Below are 21,435 nucleotides of genomic sequence, written 5' to 3'. Positions count from 1 at the left end.
GGGTTGCTTCTTCATAGCTCCATTTTCTCAAAGAATGGAGCCTCCACAAAACCCGAGGCGGTTCACTTGCGTGCCCCGACAGACGTTTCTACCCGCACCCGCCGCACCGCGTGGGTTCGAGAACCCACCCTACGTGTCGTTGACTTTGTAGGGTGGACACCTGTGTCCACGCGGTCTTTCGTGCGCTTGCGTGCCCCGACAGACGTTTCTACCCGCACCCGCCGCACCGCGTGGTTCGAGAACCTACCGTACGAAAGACCAGTACCTGCCCGAGCGCGCGCAGCGATCCGCATGAAAGCGCGCATTCCCCTCAGATGGTGACGCCGCCGTCGACCACGATGTTCTGGCCGGTGACGAAGCTGCCCGCGCGCGAGGCCAGGTAGATGGCGGTGCCGGCGATCTCGTCGGGGTCGCCGATGCGGCGCAGCGGCGCGCGCTCGTTGACCTCCTTCAGGCGTTCGGGATCTTCCCACAGGGCGCGTGCGAAGTCGGTCTTGATCAGGCCCGGCGCGATGCAGTTGACGCGCACGTTGTGCGGTCCGAACTCCACGGCGAGGTTGCGCGCCAACTGCATGTCGGCCGCCTTTGAGACGTTGTAGGCGCCGATCACGGGCGAGCCGCGCAGGCCGCCGATCGAGGAGACGATGATGATCGCCCCGTCGCGGCGCGCGATCATCTGGGGCGCCACCATGCCGATCAGCCAGTGGTTGGCCAGCACGTTGTTGTCGAGGATCTTGCGGAACTGGTCGTCGCTGATGCCCGCCATCGGACCGTAGTAGGGATTCGAGGCGGCGTTGCAGACCAGGATGTCGATCCTGCCGAAGGCGGCATTGGTGGCGTCGACCAGGCGCTGCAGGTCTTCTTTTGATGAGATGTTGGCGGGGACGGCAATCGCCGTGCCCTCGCCCAGCGCCGCGTTGATCTCGGCGACCACGTCGGCGCAGGCCTCGGCCTTGCGCGACGAGATGACGACTTTGGCGCCCTGCTCCGCCATCCGCACCGCGATCGCCCGGCCGATGCCGCGCGAGGAACCGGTGACGATGGCGACTTTACCGCTCAGATCGAACAATGACATGTGTCTCCTCCTTGGTTGCGTCTTTATTTCGTTATGTGTGCGCGGGACGTAGGGTGGACGGGTTCCCCGTCCACGCGGCGATCGTTGGCGGCAAGATCACCGCGCGCGACATCGGAGCCGGTAACGTTCGACGCGTGGACGGCGGAGCCGTCCACCCTACGGGTTTGCGGTAACGTTATCGCGCAATCCGCAGCAGCGCAATACCCCTTTTACTAAAAATCCTGACAACGCCGCGTACCAGCTCGCACAGCGAAATACCGCAACCCCTAAAACGCGCCAAGGGAGGAAGCTACCGCTCCGCCAGCAGCCCCTCGAACAAGGGCCGCACGAACAGCTCGAGCGCATTCTCCCCGTTCACGTCCGGCACCCAGCGGTCGAGCAGTACGGCGGCGTTCACCATCCCGCTCACCAGGTCGCCGGCGATGGCCTGGTCCAGTGGCCGGATCGAGCCGTCCTGCATGCCGTCGACCAGCAAACTGACGAAACGCCGGTCGAGCCGCGAAGTCTCGTCCAGCTTGGCCACGCGCATCTCCTCGGGCAGCTCGCTCCAGGCCGAGGTGCGCAGCAGCGGCCCGTGTTCCGAGAAGTGGTGGCGCACCAGCGCGCGCGACACGGCGCACAGCTTGTCCCACCCCGAGCCCTTGCCCACCATGGCAATGCGCTGGAACTCGCGGATCACCGTGAACTTGCGCTCGAAGCATGCCGCGATCAGGTCTTCCTTGCTCGGGTGATGGTGGTAGAAGGCGCCCTTGGTCAGGTTCAGGCGGGCGGAAATGCGTTCGACCGAGGCGCCGCGGTAGCCGGCCTCGTTGATGAGGGCCGTGGCCGCGCGCAGGAAGGCGTCCTGGGCGCTCTCCGAGCCGGACGGCGCGCTGAGCGCGGCAGCAAGCGCGTCATCGAGCGCCGTCGTCCCCCACCGGGCCGTCTTGGCGCCGATGCCCCCGACCAGGATGTCGGCCATGCGCGCGGCGGCCACTCCGTAGTCCTCGGGATTGTAGCGCCCGCTCCAGGACATGGTCCACAGCGTGAGCGTCAACAGCAGGTGGGTGCGCGCATTCAGTTCGACCCGCTTGCCCGGCTTGATCGGACCGCTTGCGAGCAGGCGCCTGCATTTGCGGAACATCTCGACATAGGCCGCGAACACGATTTCGGAGTGCGGACTGCCGAGCAGGTGCACGTCGCGGAAGGTCATCAGCTCGCTGCCGTCGGTGACATCGCCGGCGGCGGTGCGGGCCAGGCGTTCGAAGAACAGCGTGACGAAACCGCGCACGCGCTGCTCGGGGCCGGCTTCCTGCGCGGCCGCGGCAATGATGCCGCTCACGGTCTCGATCGAGCGCAGCAGGCAGGCGACGACCAGGTCTTCCTTCTTCTTGTAGTAATAGGTGATGCTGTTGGTGGAAAGGCCCACCGCGCCGGCCACGTCCGACAGCGTCGCGCCCTTCATGCCGCTGCGGTTGAACAGGCGCGCGGCCTCGTGCAGGATGGCCTCGCGCTTCTTCGCGTAGCGCTGGGTCATGCGGCTGGCGTTGACGGGTTCTTCCATGGCGGCACAGGTTCAGAAGTAAATGAGCAGTTGGGCAACGAGCATTATAGCTGCCCGCATGGAGCAGACCGTCTTTTCCAAAAATGCGACGCAACAGCGCTTATGCCAGGCAGCGCTGTGCTATGATTTTCGAATCCACATACCGCCACCACTAAACAAGGCCGAACCCATGATCAGCTTCGCAGGAAAAACAGCCATCGTCACCGGCGCCGGCGGCGGCCTCGGTCGCTGCTACGCGCTCGAACTCGCCCGCCGCGGCGCCCGCGTCGTCGTCAACGACCTGGGCGGCGCCGCCGACGGACGCGGCTCCGGCACCGCGGCCGACGCGGTGGTCGCCGAAATCGTCGCCATGGGCGGCGAGGCGATCGCCAACCGCGCCAGCGTCACCGACCGCGCGGGCGTGGCCGCCATGGTCGAGCAGGCGATGAGTGCCTTCGGGCGCATCGACATCCTGGTCAACAACGCCGGCATCCTGCGCGACAAGAGCTTCATGAAGATGGAACTGGACGACGCCCAGGCCGTGCTCGACGTGCACCTGATGGGTGCCTTCAACTGCACCAAGGCGGTGTGGCCGGTGATGATGGAACAGGAATACGGCCGCATCGTGATGACCACCTCGCCCTCAGGCCTGTACGGCAACTTCGGCCAGGCCAACTACGGCGCCGCCAAGATGGGCCTGGTCGGCCTGATGAACACCTTGCGCATCGAGGGCGCCAAGCGCCACGTCCACGTCAACGCCATCTCGCCGGTCGCGGCCACGCGCATGACGGCCGGGCTGATGCCGCAGGAGCAGCTCGACAAGCTCGGCCCGGAGCACATCGTGCCCGGCGTGGTCTACCTGTGCAGCGAAGGCGCGCCCAGCGGCGCCATCCTGCAGGCGGCCGGCGGCAGCTTCAGCCTGGCCGCCATCGTGGAGAGCCCCTGGGTCGAGCTCGGACCCCAGGCCAGCGCCGACGACGTCGCGGCGCAGTGGGAGCGGATCGCCGACCTCACGAATGCGCGCCCGCGCGGCTGAAGGTCGTCCATGAACAGTACGCCGAGGCCGGCATGAGCGCGATGCCGCCGGCGCTCGACGCGGCCACGCGCAAGCAGGCTGCCTACGACACGCAGGTCGCGCGCGACCTGCCGCGCAACTACGCCGCCAACCTGGTGCACGGTTTCCTCGGCGTGACCGGTTTCCGGCTGGTGACGGCGCCGACCTTCGTGCCGGCCTATATCTTCCTGCTGTCCCAATCGAACCTGACGGTCGGCCTGGCGCTGGCCGGCCAGTCGCTGGGGATGGCGCTGTCCTCGATCTGGAGCGCCACCCTGATCGAACACCGGCGCCGCGTGATGCCGGTGGTGTTCGGCGTCGGCTGGCTGATGCGCGCCCAGGTGCTGGGCCTGGCCCTGTCCGGCTTCTTCCTCGAGGGCGACGCCGCCCTGGTGGCGGTCTGCGTGTTCCTGGCCCTGTTCGGCTTCTTCTGGGGCATGCAGGCGGTCAGTTTCAACTTCGTGATGGCGAAGGTCATTCCGGCAAATCGGCGCGGCCAGCTGGCCGGCATGCGCAACTTCCTCGGCGGGCTGTCGGCGTCGGCGGTCGCCTGGCTCGGCGGCAAATACCTGGTCGAGGCGAACGCCTTCGGCAACGGCTATGCCTCGACCTTCATGGTCGCCTTCGTCCTGACCAGCATCGGCATCTCGGCCTTGAGCTTCCTGCGCGAGCCGGAATCGCTGGCCGTGCGCGCCGCCTCCAGCCTGGCGCAACGCCTGCGCGACGTGCCGGCCATGCTGGGCGCTGACCGCCAGTTCGCGCGCTTCTTCACGGCGCGCGCCCTGGCCGCCTTCGGCATGGCGGCCGCGCCCTTCTACGCCATCCATGCAGGCAAGTTCGTCGATTTGTCGGGCGCGACCCTGGGCTACCTGTCGCTGTCCTTCCTGCTGACCCAGACCGCCAGCAACCTGGCGTGGGGACGGATCGCGGACGCGCGCGGCTACCGGCTGGTGTTCCTGCTCAGCGTGGGCCTGTGGCTGCTGTCGACCCTGGCGCTGATGTTTTCGACCAGCCTGCCGCTGTTCGTGCTGGCCTTCTGCGGCCTGGGCGCGGGCCTGGGCGGCTACCAGATCGCCTCGCAGAACTTCGTGCTGGAGTTCGGCGCCCACCACGAACTGCCGATGCTGATCGCGGTGTCGGACACGGCCTCGCACCTGATGATGGCGCTCGGGCCGCTGCTGGGCGGCGTGCTGGCGCAGCAGTTCGGCTTCGCGCTGGTGTTCTGGACCGCCATCGCGGCCAAGGCGCTGGCGATTGCCGCCATGCTGAGGATGCGCGACCCGCGCGCCGGCGCGGCCAGGGCGGCCGCCCTGTCGCACGACCCGGTGTAGGGTGGGCACTCCGTGCCCACGCGTAAACGATGAGCAGACGCTGCGCCTTGTAAGCGCCAACACGACGCACGCTTCACGCGTGGGCACGGGGTGCCCACCCTACGGCACCCGTCCGCAGCCAATGACGGCCGCTAGCGTCCCGCCGTATAGCCGCCGATGTTGTAGCGCGGATCCGGCTCGACGTAGACCAGCACCTCGTGGTCGAGCATGCCGGGCGGCGCCACCTGGTTCAGCCCAAACATGGCGACGATCGGGCTGACGTCGAAGGCCCAGCCGAACGCTTCTCCCCCACGTTCGAAACGGACGACGTCGCCGCCGACCACGTTGACGTAGCGCGTTTCCGGGCCGATGACGACGGTGCGGGTGGCGGCGGACGGCGGCACCGGCGTGCCGACCAGGTCCTGGCGCGGCGTGACGGGTCCCGCGCAGGCCGCCAGCAGAACCACGGCAAAGCCTGCGGTTGCAAGACGTTTCATTTGGCACTCCTCCAAGGCCAACAGGCGGCGCAAGGATGCGCCGCCTGTTTCGTTGGAGTGCGATTGCGAAGAAGGGGTTCCTGCTGCCGGGCAGGCGGCCCGCAATGACAGGCTCACACCACGCCGCGTTCCTTCAAGCTCGCCAGCCTGTCCGCGGACAGCCCGAGCAGCTCGGACAGCACCGCCTCCGTCCCCTCGCCCAGCTTCGGCGGCGCGCGCCGCACCGGCAGGCGTTCGCCGTTGAAGCGGTAAGGCGAGGCCAGCACCTGGACGCTGCCGACTTCGTCGTGCGGCATGGTCTTCACCAGGCCGCCGTCGACCGCGCGCTGCGAGGTCAGGGCTTCGTGCAGGCCGGCTACTTCGCCGCAGGGGATGCCGACCCGGCTCATGGCGTCCAGCAGGTCGCGCCGCTTGCGGGCGGCGATCTCGCGCCGCAGTTCGGGCATGAGCTCGTCGCGGTGCTGGGTACGGGTCAGGTTGGTCTTGAAGCGTTCGTCGGCCGCGATGTCCGGGCGGTTGATCACGTCCGTGCAGAAGCGCAGGAACTGGCCGTTGTTGCCCACCGCGATCACCAGCGGGCCGTCCTCGGCCTCGTACACCCCGTAGGGCATGATCGAGGGATGGCCGTTGCCGAAGCGCGGAGGATCGTTCCCGCGCAGCAGCGCCTCCAGGCCATAGTAGGCGGTGATCATCAGGCCGCAGTCGAACAGGGCCATGCCGACGTGGCGGCCGGTGCCGGTCTTTTCGCGCTCGTAGAGCGCGGCGAGCACGCCCTGGGCCGCGTACATCCCGGTCATCATGTCCACTGCCGCCACGCCGAATTTCAGCGGCGGCTGGGTCGGCTCGCCGTTCAGCGCCATCAGGCCCGATTCGCCCTGGATCACCAGGTCGTAGCCGGGGCGCGTCGCTTCCGGCCCGGTGCGGTCGTAGCCGGTGATCGAGCAGTAGATCAGGCCGGGCTGCTCCTTGCTCAACGCGTCGTAGCCCAGGCCCATGCGCTCGACGTCGCCGAACTTGAAGTTCTGGATCACGACGTCGCTCTTCCTCACCAGTTCGCGCGCGATCTCCTGTCCTTCCGGGGTCTTCAGGTCGAGGCAGACAGAACGCTTGTTGCGGTTCACGCTGTTGAAGTAGGCGGTCTCGGTCGAGCCGATGCGCATGCCCCAGTCGCGCGTGTCGTCGCCGCGCTCGGGATGCTCGACCTTGATCACTTCGGCGCCGAGGTCGCCCAGCACCATGGCGCACCAGGGGCCGGCGAGCACGCGCGACAGGTCGAGCACGCGCACGCCCGCGAGCGGCAGATTCGATTTGCTAGTCAACATACACTCCACTATTCTCCGCATGCCGGCGCGCAGGGTGCGTCGCCGGGCACGCTATTCTTGTTGCTGGTGCCGGTTCTTGGCAAGGCGCAGCGCGGTGAAATCCGCCGCGCGCTTGGCGAAAAAGGCCGCGATGCCCTCCTGCGCCTCGTCGTCGCCCTGCGACGCGACCATCAGCTTGGCCTCGAGGTCGAGCTGCTCGGCCAGGCTGTTCGAGCCCGCCTGCGCGCACAGGGTCTTGATGCGCGCGTTCGCGTTCGCCGGACCATCGGCCACGCGCGCCGCCAGCGCCACCGCTTCCGCCAGCGCCGCGCCGCGCTCGGTGAGCCGGTTCACCGCGCTCAGCGCGTGCAGGCGCTCGGCCGTGAGCCGCTCGCCCAGCAGGCACAGTTCCGTCATCAGCTGGCGCGACAGGAACTGCGACAGGAAGGCGGTGGCGCCGCCGTCCGGGCTGAGGCCCACCTTCACGTACGCCATGGCGAAGAAAGCGTCGCGCGCCGAGACCAGCATGTCGCAGGCCAGCGCCAGCGACAGCCCGGCGCCGGCCGCGCCGCCCTCGACCGCCGCGATGACGGGCTTCGGGCAGGCGCGGATCGCGCGGATGGTCTCGTGCAGGCGCTCGATCTTCAGTCGGCGTTCGCTTGGGGCCAGTTCGCGCCGCGTGGCCAGCGCCCGTAGATCGCCGCCGGCGCAGAAGAATTCGCCGTCGCCGACCAGCACGATGGCGCCGATCGCCGGGTCGGCCGCCGCATCAAGCAGGGCCGACTGCAGCGCGTCATACAGCTCCGGCCGGATCGCATTGCGCGCGGCAGGATTGCTGTTGACGAGGACGCGCACGGCGCCCTCGGTGCGCACAAGAAGCGCGTCGCTCATGCCGCGACCAATTCACGGCCGAGCGCAATGTAGCGCTCCAGGTGGTGGTCTTCGTCGCCGAGCTGGTGGTCGATCATCACCAGGCGCTTGGCGAAGTGGGCCATCGGCAGTTCCCAGGTCATGCCGATGCCGCCGTGCAGCTGGATGCATTCTTCCGCCACCAGGGTGCCGATGCGGCCGATGCTCATCTTCGCGCTCGAGAGGGCGCGCTCGCGCGTGATGCGATCAAGCTCCAGCGCGGCGGCGGCGTTGATGACGGCCGAGCGGGCCTGCTCGATTTCCAGCAGCAGGTCGGCCATGCGGTGCTGCAGGGCCTGGAAGGAGCCGATCGGGACGCCGAACTGCTTGCGGGTGCGCAGGTAGTCGAGGGTCGCGGCCTTGGCCGCTTCCATCGCGCCCAGCGCCTCCGCGCACAGCGCCAGGATGCCGCGGCCGACCGCGCGCTCCAGCGTGGCGTACGCCTTGCCCTCTTCGCCCAGCAGGGCCGCACCGGTCAGCTGCACGTTCTTGAACGTGACGTCGGCCACGCGGCCGCCGTCCATGGTCGGGGTGCCTCGCACCGAAACGCCCGGCGCGTCCTTCGGCACCAGGAACAGCGAGATGCCGTCTTCCGCGTCGATGGCGCCCGAGGTGCGGGCCGAGACCACGAACACGTTCGCCGATTCGCCCGCCTGCACCACGGCCTTGGCGCCGTCCAGCACCCAGGCCTCGCCCTCGCGCCGGGCGGTGGTTTGCACGCGCGCCAGTTCGTAGTGGGTCTCCGGCTCGTCGTGGGCAAAGGCGGCGATGGTGGCGCCGGCCGCGATCTCTTCCAGTACGGCCTTCTGCTCGGCATTCCCGGCAAACGCAATCGCCTCGGCCGCCAGCACGGCGCTGCCCAGCAAGGGTTCGAGCACCAGGCCGCGGCCCAGCGCCTCGAAAACCACGGCGACGTCGAAGCCGCCGCCGCCGAAGCCGCCGTCTTCCTCGCGCAGCAGCGCGCCGATGACGCCCAGTTCCGCGAATTTTTCCAGTTGTTCGGACGAGAAGCCCTGGCTTGAGGCGGCGATGCGGTTGCGCGTCTCGAAGTCGTACTGTTCGGCGATGTAGCGGTTCAGGCTATCCGCCAGCATGCGCCGTTCTTCAGTGTGTTCGAAGTTCATGTGTCTCCCCTTACAGTCCGAGGATCATCTTGGAGATGATGTTTTTCTGGATTTCGTTCGAGCCGCCGAAGATCGACAGCTTGCGGTTGTTGAAGTACTGGGCCGTCGCGGCGGCTGCGAAGTCCGGACCGAACTGCTCGCCCGCGTAATCGGCATCGAGCATGTCCTGGGTGAACGGACGGGCGTAGACGCCCATCGCACGGCGCGTCAGCGACAGGATCTCCTGGCGGATCTCGGTGCCGCGGATCTTCAGCATCGAGCTTTCCGCACCCGGCACGCCGCCGCCAGCCACCGCCGCGATCACGCGCAGGTTGGTCGTCTTCATGTTCTCCAGGTCGATCTCGACGCGGGCCAGGCGCGACGCGAACGAGGGATCGTCCAGCAGCGGCTTGCCGTTGCGGGTTTGCGTGGCGGCGATGCGCTTCAGGCGCGCCAGCGCGGCCACCGAGAAGCCGACGCCGGCGATGTTGGTGCGCTCGTAGGTCAGCAGGTACTTGGCGCAGGTCCAGCCGCGGTTCTCTTCGCCGACCAGGTTCTCCGCCGGGACGCGCACGTCGGTGAAGAACACCTCGTTCACTTCATGTTCGCCGTCGAGCGTGATGATCGGGCGCACTTCGACGCCCGGGCTGTTCATGTCGACCAGCAGGAAACTGATGCCTTCCTGCTTCTTGGCTTCGCGGTTGGTGCGCACCAGGCAGAAGATCATGTTGGCGTGCTGGCCCAGCGTGGTCCAGGTCTTCTGGCCGTTGACGATGTAATGGTCGCCGCCCGCATCGGTGCCGCGCACGGCGGTCGTCTTCACCGCGGCCAGGTCGGAGCCGGCGCCCGGTTCCGAGTAGCCCTGGCACCACCAGTCCGAGCCGTCCAGGATGCGCGGCAGCCAGTAGCGCTTCTGGGCCTCGTTGCCGTACTTGATCAGGACCGGGCCCAGCATGTTGACGCCGAAGGGCACGATGCGCGGCGCGTTCGCCAGCGCGCACTCGTTCTCGAAGATGAACTTCTCGATCGCGTTCCAACCCGGGCCGCCGTATTCTTCCGGCCAGTGATTGGCCAGCCAGCCGCGCGCGTTCAGGATCGCGTGCCACTCTTCCATGTCGGCCTTGCTTAAATGCTTGCCGTTGGCGACCTTGTCGCTCAGGCGCTTCGGCAGCTTCTCGGCCAGGAAGGCGCGGACTTCTTCGCGAAATGCTTCTTCTTGTGGGGTGAAATTCAGATCCATGACTATCCTCAGAAAATCTCGAACAGGCCCGCCGCGCCCATGCCGCCGGCGATGCACATCGTGACGACCGCATACTTGGCCTTGCGGCGGCGGCCTTCCAGCAGCACGTGGCCGGCCAGGCGCGCGCCGGTCATGCCGAACGGGTGGCCGATCGAGATCGCGCCGCCGTTCACGTTCAGGCGCTCGTCGGGAATGCCGAAGCGCTGCTGGCAATAAATGGCCTGCGAGGCGAAGGCTTCGTTCAGCTCCCACAGGTCGATGTCGGCCACCGTCAGGCCGAAGCGCTTGAGCAGCTTCGGCACCGCGAACACCGGCCCGATGCCCATCTCGTCCGGCTCGCAGCCGGCCACGGCCAGGCCGCGGAAGGCGCCCAGCGGGGAAAGATTCAGGCGCTCGGCTTCCTTCGCCTCCATCATGACGCAGGCCGAGGCGCCGTCCGACAGCTGCGAGGCGTTGCCGGCCGTGATGAACTTGTCCGGACCCATCACCGGCGCCAGCTTGGCCAGACCTTCATAGGTGGTGCCGCGGCGGTTGCAGGTGTCCGCATCGACCGTCACTTCGCGCTGCGAGACGGCGCCGGTTTCCTTGTCGGTGACCTGCATGGTGGTGGTGCAGGCGACGATTTCGTCCTTGTAACGGCCGGCGAGTTGCGCTTCCTCGGTCTTGCGCTGCGACTCCGCCGAGAAGCGGTCCTGGGCTTCGCGGCTGATGCCGTAGCGGGCGGCGACGATGTCGGCGGTATCGATCATCGGCAGGTAGAGCTCGGGCTTGTTCTCGAGGATCCACGGATCGATGCCGGAGTCGCCCTTCTCGCGGGTGCGGATCTGCGAGATGCTCTCGACGCCACCGGCGATCACGGCCGGAGCGCCGTCGACGACGATGCGGCCGGCGCCGATGGCGATCGCCTGCAGGCCGGAAGCGCAGAAGCGGTTCACGGTGGTGCCGGCGATCGAGATCGGCAGGCCGGCGCGGATCACAGTCTGGCGCGCGACGTTGCGGCCGGTGGTGCCTTCCGGATAGCCGCAGCCGAGGATGGCGTCCTCGATCAGCGCCGGGTCGATGCCGGCGCGCTCGACGGCGGCGCGCACGGCATAGGCGGCCAGCTGGGGACCGGAGGTGATGTTGAATTCGCCGCGGTGCGCCTTGGTCAGCGGCGTACGGGCGGTTGAAACGATGACGGCTTCGCGCATGGCGAGTCTCCTGGTTTATTAGCTTTACTTATCTGAACTGCTTATTTATTCGCATGGCTTATAGAAGCGCTATTTACCGAGCTGATTCAGGCTGCCGAAATCCTGGCCCTTCTCGACCAGCTCCACCAGCAGCGGCGACGGCTGCCAGAACAGCGGGTCTTCCTTGGCGAATTCCTGGATGTCGGCCAGGATCTTCGGCAGGCCGACGCTGTCGGCGTACTTCATCGGGCCGCCGCGGTAGCGCGGGAAGCCGTAGCCGTGGACGAAAGTCACGTCGACGTCCAGCGGACGCAAGGCGATTTTCTGGTGCACGACGTTCGCGCCCTCGTTGATCATCGCGGCCAGGTAGCGGCGCACGATCTCCTCGTCGGTGAAGCTGCGCGGTGTGATGCCGGCGCGCTGGCGCTCGGCCTCGATGATGGCTTCGACTTCCGGGTCCGGCGTGCCGACGCGGGCGCCTTCCGGATACAGGTAGTAGCCGCGGCCGGTCTTCTGGCCGAACCAGCCGCGCTCGCACAGGCGGTCGGCGATCTGGACGTAGCGCGCCTTCGGGTCGCGCGTGGCGGCGCGGCGCTTGCGGGTGGCCCAGCCGATGTCGCCGCCGGCCAGGTCCGAGACCTGGAACGGTCCCATCGGGTAGCCGAAGTCGCGCAGGGCCTTGTCGATCTGGTAAGGCGAGGCGCCGTCTTCCATCATGTGGTGGGCGGCCTGTCCATACACCGCGAGGATGCGGTTGCCGATGAAGCCGTCGCAGACGCCGGCGCGCACCGGGGTCTTCTTCAGCTTTTTCGCCAGCTCGAAGGCGGTGGCGACGACGTCGCTCGACACCTTGGCCGGCACCACGATCTCGAGCAGCTTCATGATGTTCGCCGGCGAGAAGAAGTGCAGGCCGATCACGTCCTGCGGACGCGAGATGCTGGCCGCGATCCCGTCGATGTCGAGGTAGGAGGTATTCGTGGCCAGCACCGCGCCCGGTTTGCAGACGCGATCGAGTTCCGCGAACACGGCTTTCTTGACGCCCATGTCCTCGAACACGGCTTCGATCACCAGGTCGACCTGGGACAGCGCATCGTACTGGGTCGAGCCGTTCCAGCGCGCCATGACGGCGGCCTTGGCGTCTTCCGTCATGCGGCCCTTCTTGACCTGGCCGTCGTAGACTTTTTCGACGTTCTTGCGGCCGCGCGCCAGCGCTTCCTCGTCGCGCTCGATCATGGTGACCGGCAGGCCGGCGTCTAGGGCGGCGACAGCAATGCCGGCGCCCATGGTGCCGCCGCCGACGATGCCGACGCTGGCGACCGCGCGCGGTTTCGCCTCGCGCGTTTCCGGCGACTTGGCCGTTTCACGCTCGGCGAAGAAGGCGTGCACCAGGCCGGCGCGCTGTGGGCTGTCCAGGCATTCGAGGAACAGCTTGCGCTCGAGCGCCAGGCCTTCGTCGAAGCCCAGGTCGAGGGCGCCCTGCACCGCATCGACGATCTTCAGTGGCGAGAACAGGCCGCGGGATTTCTTCGCGGTCTCGACGCGTGCGGCCTCGATGGCGGCGCGCTGTTCCTCGCGGTTGGCCAGGGCCTGCGCTTCGCTGGTGCGGCGCACCGGGGCGCCGGATGCCAGCAGTTCCCTGGCGTAGGCGATGCCGGCGGCGGCGTCCTCGCCCTGCGCGACGCGGTCGACCAGGCCGAGTTTTGCCGCTTCCGCCGCGCTCGCGTGGCGGCCCGACAGCATCAGGTCCAGCGCCGCCTGCGCGCCGATCAGGCGCGGCGTGCGCTGGGTGCCGCCGGCGCCGGGCAGCAGGCCGAGCGCCACTTCCGGCAGGCCCAGCTTGGCGCTCGGCAGCGCAATGCGGTAATGGGCGGACAGCGCGATCTCGAGGCCGCCGCCGAGGGCCGCGCCGTGGATGGCGGCGACCACCAGCTTGTTCGACGCCTCGATGCGGTTGCAGACATCGGGCAGCGCCGGCGGCAGCGGCGGCTTGCCGAATTCGCGGATGTCCGCGCCGCCCAGGAAGTTGCGGCCGGCGCCCGCCAGCACGATGGCCTTGACGCTGGCGTCGCCGTCGGCGGCGTCGATCGCCTCCATCAGGCCGCGGCGCACGTCGACGCCGAGGGCGTTGACGGGCGGGTTATCGATGGTTACCAGAAGGATGTCGCCATGCTGTTCACGCACGACCTGGGCAGCTGCGCCGGAATTCATGAATCCTGTCTCCTTGTCTTGTAGTGGATCGCAAAGTTGCGGCTGCCTGAGCAGCGGTTCGCTGTGCGAAATAGTGTTTTGCAATTTGCAGCGAAGTCAACGATAACCCATTTTTAACGCGGATGTAAACGCCCGAACGCAGCCGATTTCACGCCCGCAAAAATCGTTTTCCCGCCTTTTTACCCAGCCCTCATAGGAGCGTCAATATCCGACATTTCGCAGTGCGAACGACCATTTCACAAAACAGTTGACACCCCCGTTTTTCGTATGTGATCATCAATTCCAGACTCAGCCACAGATGCTGGGCATTGGAGACATACGAGATGGACGAAATCCAGTCATTCACTGAGGAAGACAACGCCAAGGACCGTCAATTCGTGACCGCCCTGGCGCGCGGCCTCGAGATCCTGCGCTGCTTCCGGCCCGGCGAGGCGTCGCTCACGAATAGCGAAATGGCCAAGCGCACCGGCATGCCGAAGCCGACGATCTCGCGCCTGACCTATACGCTGACCCGCCTCGGCTACCTGACCTATTCCCCCGACCAGGGCCGCTACCAGCTCGGCGCCCCGGTGCTCGCCCTCGGCTACACCCTGCTCGCCAACATCGACGTGCGCAAGCTCGCCCGTCCCGCGATGCAGGAACTGGCCGAATACGCCCAGTGCAGCGTCGCGATCGGCATCCGCGACCGCCTGGACATGGTGTACGTCGAGGCCTGCCGCGGCAGCGCCGCCGTCACCCTGCGCCGCGACGCCGGCTCGCGCATCCCGCTGGCGACCACCGCGATGGGCAAGGCTTATCTGTGCGGCCTGCCCCAGGCCGACCGCGACTTCCTGATGGACCACATCCGCCTGCACGCGGAAACCCAATGGCCGAAGCTCAAGGCCGATCTCGAACAAGGCTTCAAGGACTACCAGGACCGCGGCTTCGTGCTGTCCTCGGGCTTGTGGGACGCCAACATCAGCGCCGTCGGCGTGCCCCTGATCGACCCCGAGAACGCCAAGACCATGGCCTTCAACTGCGGCGGACCGGCCTTCCTGCTGCCGAAGGAAAAGCTGGTCGAGGACCTGGGCCCGCGCCTGGTGCAACTGGTGCGCAACGTGGGAACGAGCATGGGGCGCCACATCGCTTAGGCGGGCGCCCCGCAACCCGGCAAACAGGGGATCCCCGCACCGTCCCGCTATCGCGGCATGGTGCGACGCCCCCGGCTTGCCATCGATTTTGTAGAACGAATGACGGACGGGCGGGCGCCCGCCGGCACGGAAAGGCGGCTCCGCCAGCGGAGCCAGTATCGACAACAATCTGAAAAGGTGGAGACAATGAGCAAGATTAAGACAATCGCTTTCGCAGTGTGCGCAGCCCTGGGCGCCGGCTCGGCATATGCGGAGGAATTCCTGGTCGGCGTGCAGATCCCGCTGACCGGCCCGCTGGCGCGCGTCGGCATGGGCACCCAGGAAGGCATCCGCGTGGCGGCCGAGGTCTTCAACAAGACCAACGGCAAGCACACCATCAAGCTGGTCACCGTCGACGACGAATCCGCCCCCGCCAAGGCCGTCGCCGCCGTCGAGAAGCTGGCCAGCCAGGGCGTGGTCGCCGTCACCGGCGGCTACGGCTCGAACAACATCTCGCCGGCCTCGGACGCCGCCAACAAGCTGGGCCTGGCCTACATCACCTCGGGCGGCGTCGACGACGGCCTGGTGAAGGCCGGCCGCAAGAACTTCTTCCGCATTAATAATACCGAGGGCTACCAGAAAGCCCTGGTGGGCCTGATCGGCGACCTGGGCGTGAAGTCGGTCTCGATCATCTACTCGACCAAGGACGCCACCCACGGCCTGGCCGCCGACGTCGAGAAGACCCTGGGCGCCAAGGGCATCAAGGTCGCGATGCACGCCTTCGACCCGGCCATCACCGACTTCAAGCCGATCCTGAACAAGGTCAAGCTGCGCGACCGCTCGGAATTCATCGCCATGGTCGGCTACGAGAACGAATACGTCGGCATCCTGCGCGCCGCCCGCGTCCTGAAGCCGACCACGGTCAAGGCCATCGCCGGCGTCTGGTCGCTGGCCACGCCGAAGATGGCGGCCGACTTCCCCGACCTGATGCCGAACGTCTACGGCACCGCGGTCCTGCCCTTCCCGGTGAACTTCACCACCGCCGACGGCAAGGCCTTCGGCGAAGCCTACACCAGGCTGCACAAGAAGGAACCCGACTACCTCGGCCAGTTCGGCTACGTGCAATCGATGCTGCTGTTCGAAGCGATCGCACGCGCCGCCGACGCCGGCACCATCAAGAAGGGCGGCGTCATCGAGGAAATGCGCAAGACCGACCGCCAGACCCTGATCGGCCGCGTGCAGTTCGACGCCAACGGCGACAACAAGAACTTCACCCAGCGCATGGGCCAGCACCAGGGCAAGAAGGTCGAACTGGTCTGGCCGAAGGACGCGGCGACCGCCAAGCCGGTCTTCCCGGGCGTGCCCTGGTAAATAGTTAGTGCAGGAAGCGGGCAGGATCCCCTGCCCGTTCGAATCTCGATGGGAATGCAGAAATGACGGACTTGATCTTACAAGCCGTGTATTCAGGACTCTTGCAGGGCGGCTCCTACGCCCTCATCGCACTTGGCCTGGCGCTGGTCTTCGGCGCCATGAAAGTGATCAACCTGGCACACGGCGAACTGGTACTGCTGGCGGCGTACATCGCCTACACGGTGGAATCGAAACTTGGCTGGAACCCGCTGACCGCCATCCCGGTGGCCGTGATCGTCGTGACGATCACCTCGGCGTTGCTGTACTTCGTGGTGGGTAAAATCCGCACCAACCGCGAAATCAATTCGCTCACCCTGACCTATGGCGTCGGCGTGATCCTGACCAACCTGGTGCTGATGATCTGGAGCGCCGACGTGCGCGCCACCAGCTCGAGCTGGATGCAGGAAGCCTTCGTGGTCGGCGAACTCTATTCCATGCGCTCCGAAGTGCTGTTCTTCGGCGTCAGCATCGTCCTGATCGTCGCCCTCTGGTGGTGGCTGTCGCGCTCCTGGTATGGCCGCGCCGTGCGCGCCGTCTCGAGCAACCGCGACGCCGCCAAGCTGATGGGCATCAATCCCGGCAAGACCGAACTGGTCTCCTTCGTCGTGGCCGGCATCCTGGCCGCTTTTGCCGGCGTCGCCCTGTTCAGCTATGGCGTGATCACCCCGGCCTACGGCAGCGTGCTGACCGTGAAGGCCTTCATCATCACCGTCCTGGCCGGCATCGGCTCGATCCCGGGCGTGCTGATCGGCGCCGTCCTGCTGGGCGTGGCCGAATCGCTCACCGTCACCCTGGCCAGCTCGGCCCTGCAAGAACTGGCCGGCATGGGCCTGTTCCTGCTGGTCCTGTTCGTCATGCCTAACGGCCTGTTCGGTGCTGCACGGAGGCGCGGATAACGATGACTAAACAAGTGAACAAACTCCTGATCGCGGTCGTGGCGGCCGCCTACGTCCTGGTCCCGCTGCTCCTCGGCGGCGACGCCTACGTGATGAGCCTGGTGATCGCCTCGCTGGTCATCGGCGGCATCGCGCTGTCCTGGGCCCTGCTGGGCAACCTGGGCGGCATGGTCAGCTTCGGCCACGCGGCCTTCTTCGGCGTCGGCGCGTATACGTCGGCGGTGCTGAGCATGCAGCACGGGGTGCCGATCTTCCTCGGCCTGCTGCTGGGCGGCGTCGGCGCGGTGCTGTCGGCGATCCTGATGCTGCCGGTGCTGCGCCTGCGCGGCCCTTACTTCGCGCTCGCCATCCTGGCCTATGCCCACATCTTCCGCATCCTCGCCACCGAGTGGGAATCGGTCACGGGCGGCTCGGCCGGCATCGCCAGCATCCCGCAGCTGCCGACCGTGTTCGGCTTCGACTTCGCCAGCAAGATCGGCAACTATCTGGTGATCCTGACCATCGTGCTGGCGTTCGCCTGGATCTACGACCGCATCCGCCGCAGTCCGCACGGCCTGGCCCTGCGCGCCATGCACGACAGCGAGGACGCAACCCGCGTGGTGGGCGTCAACAACACCCTGCTGAAAGCGTTGATGCTGCTGGTATCGGCCTTCATGTGCGGCGTGGTCGGCGCCTTCAACGCGCACTACATCAACTTCCTCGAGCCGGACTACGCCTTCAGCGCGCTGTGGGTGACGATCCCGATCGTGGCGGCCATCTTCGGCGGCTACCGCACCATCACCGGCCCGCTGGTCGGCGCGGTCGTGGTCTACCTGGTCGACCAGCTGTTCGTGAAGAACATCATGCCGACCGGCCACCAGCTGGTGCTCGGCCTGGTCCTGGTGGTGATGATCATCGCCAGCCCGGACGGCCTGCTCGGCCTGTTCCGCAAGTTCATGAGGAAAAAAGATGCTGCAGCTTGAAAACGTCACGGTCCGCTTCGGCGGCCTCACGGCGGTCAACGACGTCACGCTGTCGGTCGGCACCGGCGACGTGGTCGGCCTGGTCGGCGCCAACGGCGCCGGCAAGACCACCCTGTTCAATGCCATTTCCGGCCTGGTGCGCCCGACCACCGGCCGCATCGTGTTCAACGGCAGCGACGTGCTGCGCGCGCCGATGTACCAGCGCGCCCGCATGGGCATCGGCCGCACCTTCCAGATCCCGCAGCCGATGCACGAGCTGACGGTGCGCCAGAACCTGGAAGTGGCCCAGCGCTTCGGCACGGGCGCCATCGACAGGAAGCGCATCGACGAGATCCTGGCCTTCACCAACCTCACCGCCAAGGCCGAGCGCGACGCTTCGACCAGCCTGGCGCTGACCGAACTGAAGGCGCTGGAAGTGGCCAAGGCCTTGTCGACCAACCCCAAGCTGCTGCTGCTGGACGAAGTGCTGGCCGGCCTGGAGACCAACGGCAAGCGCGCCTTCATGAACATGCTGAAGGACCTGCACCAGCAGTTCGCGGTCGGGATCGTCATCATCGAGCACGACATCGAGACCATCAGCAACCTGTGCCAGCGCGTCGCCGTGCTGAACTTCGGCGGCCTGATCGCCGAGGGCACGCCGGCCGAGGTGTTCAACGACCCGGCCGTGATCAAGAGCTATACGGGAGGCTGAGATGCTGGAGATTCAAAACGTACGCGCCGGCTACGGCGCCATCAACGTGCTGTGGGACCTGTCGCTGTCGATCGCGCCGGGCAAGCTCACCACCATCATCGGCCAGAACGGCGCCGGCAAGACCACCCTGCTGCGCGCCATCATGGGCCTGATCCCGGTGTCGCAGGGCGCCATCACGCTCGACGGCAAGCCCCTGAACGGCACCCCGACCTGGGACATGATGAACGTCTCGATGGCGATGATCCCGGAGGGCCGCATGGTCTTTCGCGACATGACGGTCGAGGAAAACCTGATGATGGGCGCCTTCGCCCCCCAGCACCGCGCCAGGGCGTCAAGCAACCTGGAACGCTCCTACGAGATGTTCCCGCGCCTGCGCGAACGGCGCAGGCAGCTGGCCGGCTCGCTGTCCGGCGGCGAAGCCCAGATGCTGGCGATGGCGCGCGGCCTGATGAGCGACCCGAAAGTCCTGATCATCGACGAGCCTTCGCTCGGCCTGGCGCCGGTGATGGTCAACGAACTGTTCGAGATACTGGGCCGGCTGAAGCAAGATGGCCGCACCATGATCCTGGTCGAGCAGAACACCCACCGCGCGGTGGGCGTAGCGGACCACGTCTACCTGCTGCAAAGCGGTAAAGTGGTGCTGTCGCAGGCCGCGTCCGAGGTCAGCCTGGACCATCTGCACGACCTGTATTTCGCGCGCTGAGCCGGGAGTATCGACATGAGCTTGATTGAAGAGTACGGCCCGCGCGAATCGATGGAGTACGACGTCGTGGTCGTCGGCGGCGGGCCCGCGGGCCTGGCCGCAAGCATCCGGCTGAAACAGCTGGCCCGGGACAAGGGCCAGGAAGTCTCGGTCTGCGTGCTGGAGAAAGGCGGCGAGATCGGCGCCCACATCCTCTCGGGCGCCGTCATGGACCCGATCGCGATCACCGAGCTGTTCCCGGACTGGAAGGAGCTCGGCGCGCCGCTGAATACCCCGGTGACGGAGGACCAGGTCCTGTTCCTCACCGAATCGAAGGCTTACCGCACCCCGGGCTTCATGGTGCCGAAGATGCTGACCAACCACGGCAACTACATCGTCTCGCTGGCGAACGTCACGCGCTGGCTCGGTCAGCAGGCCGAAGCGCTGGGCGTGGAGATTTTCCCCGGCTTCCCCGCCGCCGAGATCCTCTACAACGAGGACGGCTCCGTGAAAGGCGTCGCCACCGGGAACATGGGCGTCAAGCGCGACGGCGAGCCCGGTCCCGACTTCCAGCTCGGCATGGAGCTGCACGCGAAGTACACCTTCTTCGCCGAGGGTTCGCGCGGCCACCTCGGCAAGCAGCTGATGGCGAAGTACGACCTGAACCGCGATGCCGACCCGCAGACCTACGGCATCGGCATCAAGGAACTGTGGGAGATCGACCCGGCGAAACACAAGCCGGGCCTGGTGATCCACACCGCCGGCTGGCCGCTCGACAACAGCACCTATGGCGGTTCCTTCCTCTACCACCTGGAGAACAACCAGGTCGCGGTGGGCTTCGTGGTCGGCCTGGCTTACCAGAACCCGTACTTGTCACCCTTCGAGGAATTCCAGCGCTACAAAACGCACCCGGCGATCCGCGGCTACTTCGAAGGCGGCAAGCGCATCTCCTATGGCGCGCGCGCCATCACGGCGGGCGGCCTGCAGTCCCTGCCCAAGACCGTGTTCCCGGGCGGCGCGCTGATCGGCTGCGACGCCGGCTTCCTGAACACCAGCCGCATCAAGGGCAGCCACGGCGCGATCAAGACCGGCATGCTGGCCGCCGAAGCGGCGTTCGCGGCGCTGGGCGCCGGCCGCCAGCACGACGAATTGAACAGCTATCCGGAAGCCTTCAAGGCGTCCTGGCTGCACGAAGAGCTCTACGTGGCGCGCAACTTCAAGCCGTGGATGAGCAAGGGGCTGTATCTCGGCACCGTCATGACCGGCATCGACCAGATGGTCTTCAAGGGCAAGGCGCCCTGGACGCTGCGCCACAAGCACGCGGACCACGAATGCCTGCGCCCGGCGTCCGAGTTCCAGCCCATCGCCTATCCCAAGCCGGACGGCAAGCTGACCTTCGACAAGCTGTCGTCGGTGTTCATCTCGAACACCAACCACGCCGAAGACCAGCCGGTGCACCTGACGCTGAAGAACCCCGCGATTCCCGTCGAGGTCAACCTGGCGAAATTCGCCGGTCCCGAGCAGCGCTACTGCCCTGCCGGCGTCTACGAATTCGTGAAGCTTGAGACAGGCCAGGACCGCCTGCAGATCAACGCCCAGAACTGCGTGCACTGCAAGACCTGCGACATCAAGGACCCGACCCAGAACATCGTCTGGGTCACGCCCGAGGGCGGCGGCGGGCCGAACTACCCGAACATGTAAACAATTTTAGAAAGAGACCACCATGACCAAACGAACCGCATTCCACTGGGACGATCCGCTGCTGCTGGACCAGCAACTCACCGACGAAGAGCGCATGGTGCGCGACGCGGCCGCCGCCTACTGCCAGGACAAGCTGCAGCCGCGCATCCTCGAGGCCTTCCGCCACGAGACCATGGACACCTCGATCTTCCGCGAAATGGGCGAACTGGGCCTGCTGGGCCCGACCATCCCCGAGCAATACGGCGGCCCGGGCCTGAACTACGTCGCCTACGGCCTCATCGCGCGCGAGGTCGAGCGCGTGGACTCGGGCTACCGCTCGATGATGAGCGTGCAGTCGTCGCTCGTGATGGTCCCGATCTACGAGTTCGGCAACGAAGCGACGAAACAGAAATACCTGCCCAAGCTGGCCACCGGCGAATGGATCGGCTGCTTCGGCCTGACCGAACCGAACCACGGCTCGGATCCGGGCTCGATGGTGACCCGTGCCCGCAAGGTCGACGGCGGCTACAGCTTGAGCGGCTCGAAGATGTGGATCACGAACTCCCCGGTCGCCGACGTGTTCGTCGTCTGGGCCAAGGACGACGAAGGCGCGATCC

At 66.8% G+C, this 21,435-nt stretch carries 19 protein-coding genes; 10 read left to right on the top strand and 9 right to left on the bottom strand.

Annotated features, from left to right (window positions below; translation table 11 throughout):
• Positions 1-310 precede the first annotated feature (310 nt).
• Together RT688_RS22230 and RT688_RS22225 are read right to left on the bottom strand one after the other, a co-directional pair.
• Positions 311-1,075, bottom strand: a complete 765-nt coding sequence (locus RT688_RS22230) for an SDR family oxidoreductase (RefSeq protein ID WP_313707013.1) — start codon at positions 1,073-1,075, stop codon at positions 311-313.
• 289 nt (positions 1,076-1,364) lie between these two features.
• The gene (locus RT688_RS22225; RefSeq protein ID WP_313707012.1) at positions 1,365-2,618 is read right to left on the bottom strand and encodes a TetR/AcrR family transcriptional regulator; all 1,254 of its coding nucleotides are present in this window, start codon (positions 2,616-2,618) and stop codon (positions 1,365-1,367) included.
• Positions 2,619-2,787: 169 nt separating this feature from the next.
• Here RT688_RS22225 and RT688_RS22220 point away from each other — a divergent pair, with 169 nt between their 5' ends.
• The gene (locus RT688_RS22220; RefSeq protein ID WP_313707011.1) at positions 2,788-3,633 is read left to right on the top strand and encodes an SDR family NAD(P)-dependent oxidoreductase; all 846 of its coding nucleotides are present in this window, start codon (positions 2,788-2,790) and stop codon (positions 3,631-3,633) included.
• A 32-nt stretch (positions 3,634-3,665) separates the two neighbouring features.
• Positions 3,666-4,982 carry an MFS transporter gene (locus RT688_RS22215; RefSeq protein WP_313707010.1) on the top strand — a complete coding sequence of 439 codons (1,317 nt, stop codon included), beginning with the start codon at positions 3,666-3,668 and terminating at the stop codon, positions 4,980-4,982.
• 131 nt (positions 4,983-5,113) lie between these two features.
• Here RT688_RS22215 and RT688_RS22210 read toward each other — a convergent pair whose 3' ends face one another.
• The 7 genes from RT688_RS22210 to RT688_RS22180 form a co-directional block, all read right to left on the bottom strand.
• Positions 5,114-5,458, bottom strand: coding sequence for a CzcE family metal-binding protein (locus RT688_RS22210; protein ID WP_313707009.1), 345 nt, complete (start codon positions 5,456-5,458; stop codon positions 5,114-5,116).
• Between the two features lie 113 nt (positions 5,459-5,571).
• Positions 5,572-6,780, bottom strand: coding sequence for a CoA transferase (locus tag RT688_RS22205; RefSeq protein ID WP_313707008.1), 1,209 nt, complete (start codon positions 6,778-6,780; stop codon positions 5,572-5,574).
• A gap of 51 nt (positions 6,781-6,831) precedes the next feature.
• Positions 6,832-7,650 carry an oxepin-CoA hydrolase, alternative type gene (locus tag RT688_RS22200; protein ID WP_313707007.1) on the bottom strand — a complete coding sequence of 273 codons (819 nt, stop codon included), beginning with the start codon at positions 7,648-7,650 and terminating at the stop codon, positions 6,832-6,834.
• Positions 7,647-8,792 carry an acyl-CoA dehydrogenase gene (locus RT688_RS22195; RefSeq protein WP_313707006.1) on the bottom strand — a complete coding sequence of 382 codons (1,146 nt, stop codon included), beginning with the start codon at positions 8,790-8,792 and terminating at the stop codon, positions 7,647-7,649. The genes RT688_RS22200 and RT688_RS22195 overlap by 4 nt, the downstream gene beginning before the upstream one ends.
• Positions 8,793-8,802: 10 nt before the next feature.
• Positions 8,803-10,011 carry an acyl-CoA dehydrogenase family protein gene (locus tag RT688_RS22190; protein ID WP_313707005.1) on the bottom strand — a complete coding sequence of 403 codons (1,209 nt, stop codon included), beginning with the start codon at positions 10,009-10,011 and terminating at the stop codon, positions 8,803-8,805.
• Positions 10,012-10,019: 8 nt separating this feature from the next.
• On the bottom strand, positions 10,020-11,201 hold the full coding sequence (locus tag RT688_RS22185) for an acetyl-CoA C-acyltransferase (RefSeq protein WP_313707004.1): 1,182 nt from the start codon (positions 11,199-11,201) through the stop codon (positions 10,020-10,022).
• A 69-nt stretch (positions 11,202-11,270) separates the two neighbouring features.
• Positions 11,271-13,388, bottom strand: coding sequence for a 3-hydroxyacyl-CoA dehydrogenase NAD-binding domain-containing protein (locus tag RT688_RS22180; RefSeq protein WP_313707003.1), 2,118 nt, complete (start codon positions 13,386-13,388; stop codon positions 11,271-11,273).
• 323 nt (positions 13,389-13,711) lie between these two features.
• Between RT688_RS22180 and RT688_RS22175 the strand changes: the two genes are divergently transcribed.
• The 8 genes from RT688_RS22175 to RT688_RS22140 all read left to right on the top strand — a co-directional run.
• Positions 13,712-14,518 carry an IclR family transcriptional regulator gene (locus RT688_RS22175; protein ID WP_313707002.1) on the top strand — a complete coding sequence of 269 codons (807 nt, stop codon included), beginning with the start codon at positions 13,712-13,714 and terminating at the stop codon, positions 14,516-14,518.
• A gap of 186 nt (positions 14,519-14,704) precedes the next feature.
• The gene (locus RT688_RS22170) at positions 14,705-15,868 is read left to right on the top strand and encodes an ABC transporter substrate-binding protein (RefSeq protein WP_313707001.1); all 1,164 of its coding nucleotides are present in this window, start codon (positions 14,705-14,707) and stop codon (positions 15,866-15,868) included.
• Positions 15,869-15,930: 62 nt separating this feature from the next.
• Positions 15,931-16,803 carry a branched-chain amino acid ABC transporter permease gene (locus RT688_RS22165; protein ID WP_312552632.1) on the top strand — a complete coding sequence of 291 codons (873 nt, stop codon included), beginning with the start codon at positions 15,931-15,933 and terminating at the stop codon, positions 16,801-16,803.
• Between the two features lie 2 nt (positions 16,804-16,805).
• Complete coding sequence (locus RT688_RS22160; RefSeq protein ID WP_313707000.1) at positions 16,806-17,765, top strand: branched-chain amino acid ABC transporter permease; 960 nt, start codon at positions 16,806-16,808, stop codon at positions 17,763-17,765.
• Positions 17,752-18,456: an ABC transporter ATP-binding protein gene (locus RT688_RS22155; protein WP_313706999.1), complete on the top strand. Its 705-nt coding sequence runs from the start codon at positions 17,752-17,754 to the stop codon at positions 18,454-18,456. Before RT688_RS22160 ends, RT688_RS22155 begins: the two co-directional genes overlap by 14 nt.
• Before the next feature lies 1 nt (position 18,457).
• Positions 18,458-19,159, top strand: a complete 702-nt coding sequence (locus RT688_RS22150; RefSeq protein WP_313706998.1) for an ABC transporter ATP-binding protein — start codon at positions 18,458-18,460, stop codon at positions 19,157-19,159.
• 51 nt (positions 19,160-19,210) lie between these two features.
• Positions 19,211-20,839: an electron transfer flavoprotein-ubiquinone oxidoreductase gene (locus RT688_RS22145; protein WP_313707014.1), complete on the top strand. Its 1,629-nt coding sequence runs from the start codon at positions 19,211-19,213 to the stop codon at positions 20,837-20,839.
• Between the two features lie 22 nt (positions 20,840-20,861).
• A partial coding sequence (locus RT688_RS22140) for an acyl-CoA dehydrogenase family protein (RefSeq protein WP_313706997.1) occupies positions 20,862-21,435 on the top strand: 574 nt, incomplete at its 3' end.

Source organism: Massilia sp., from assembly GCF_032106685.1.
In the GTDB taxonomy this organism is placed as follows: Bacteria; Pseudomonadota; Gammaproteobacteria; order Burkholderiales; family Burkholderiaceae_D; genus Telluria.
The sequence above is the reverse complement of the archived record's forward strand: the minus strand, read 5'-3'. Positions and strand labels throughout refer to the sequence as shown.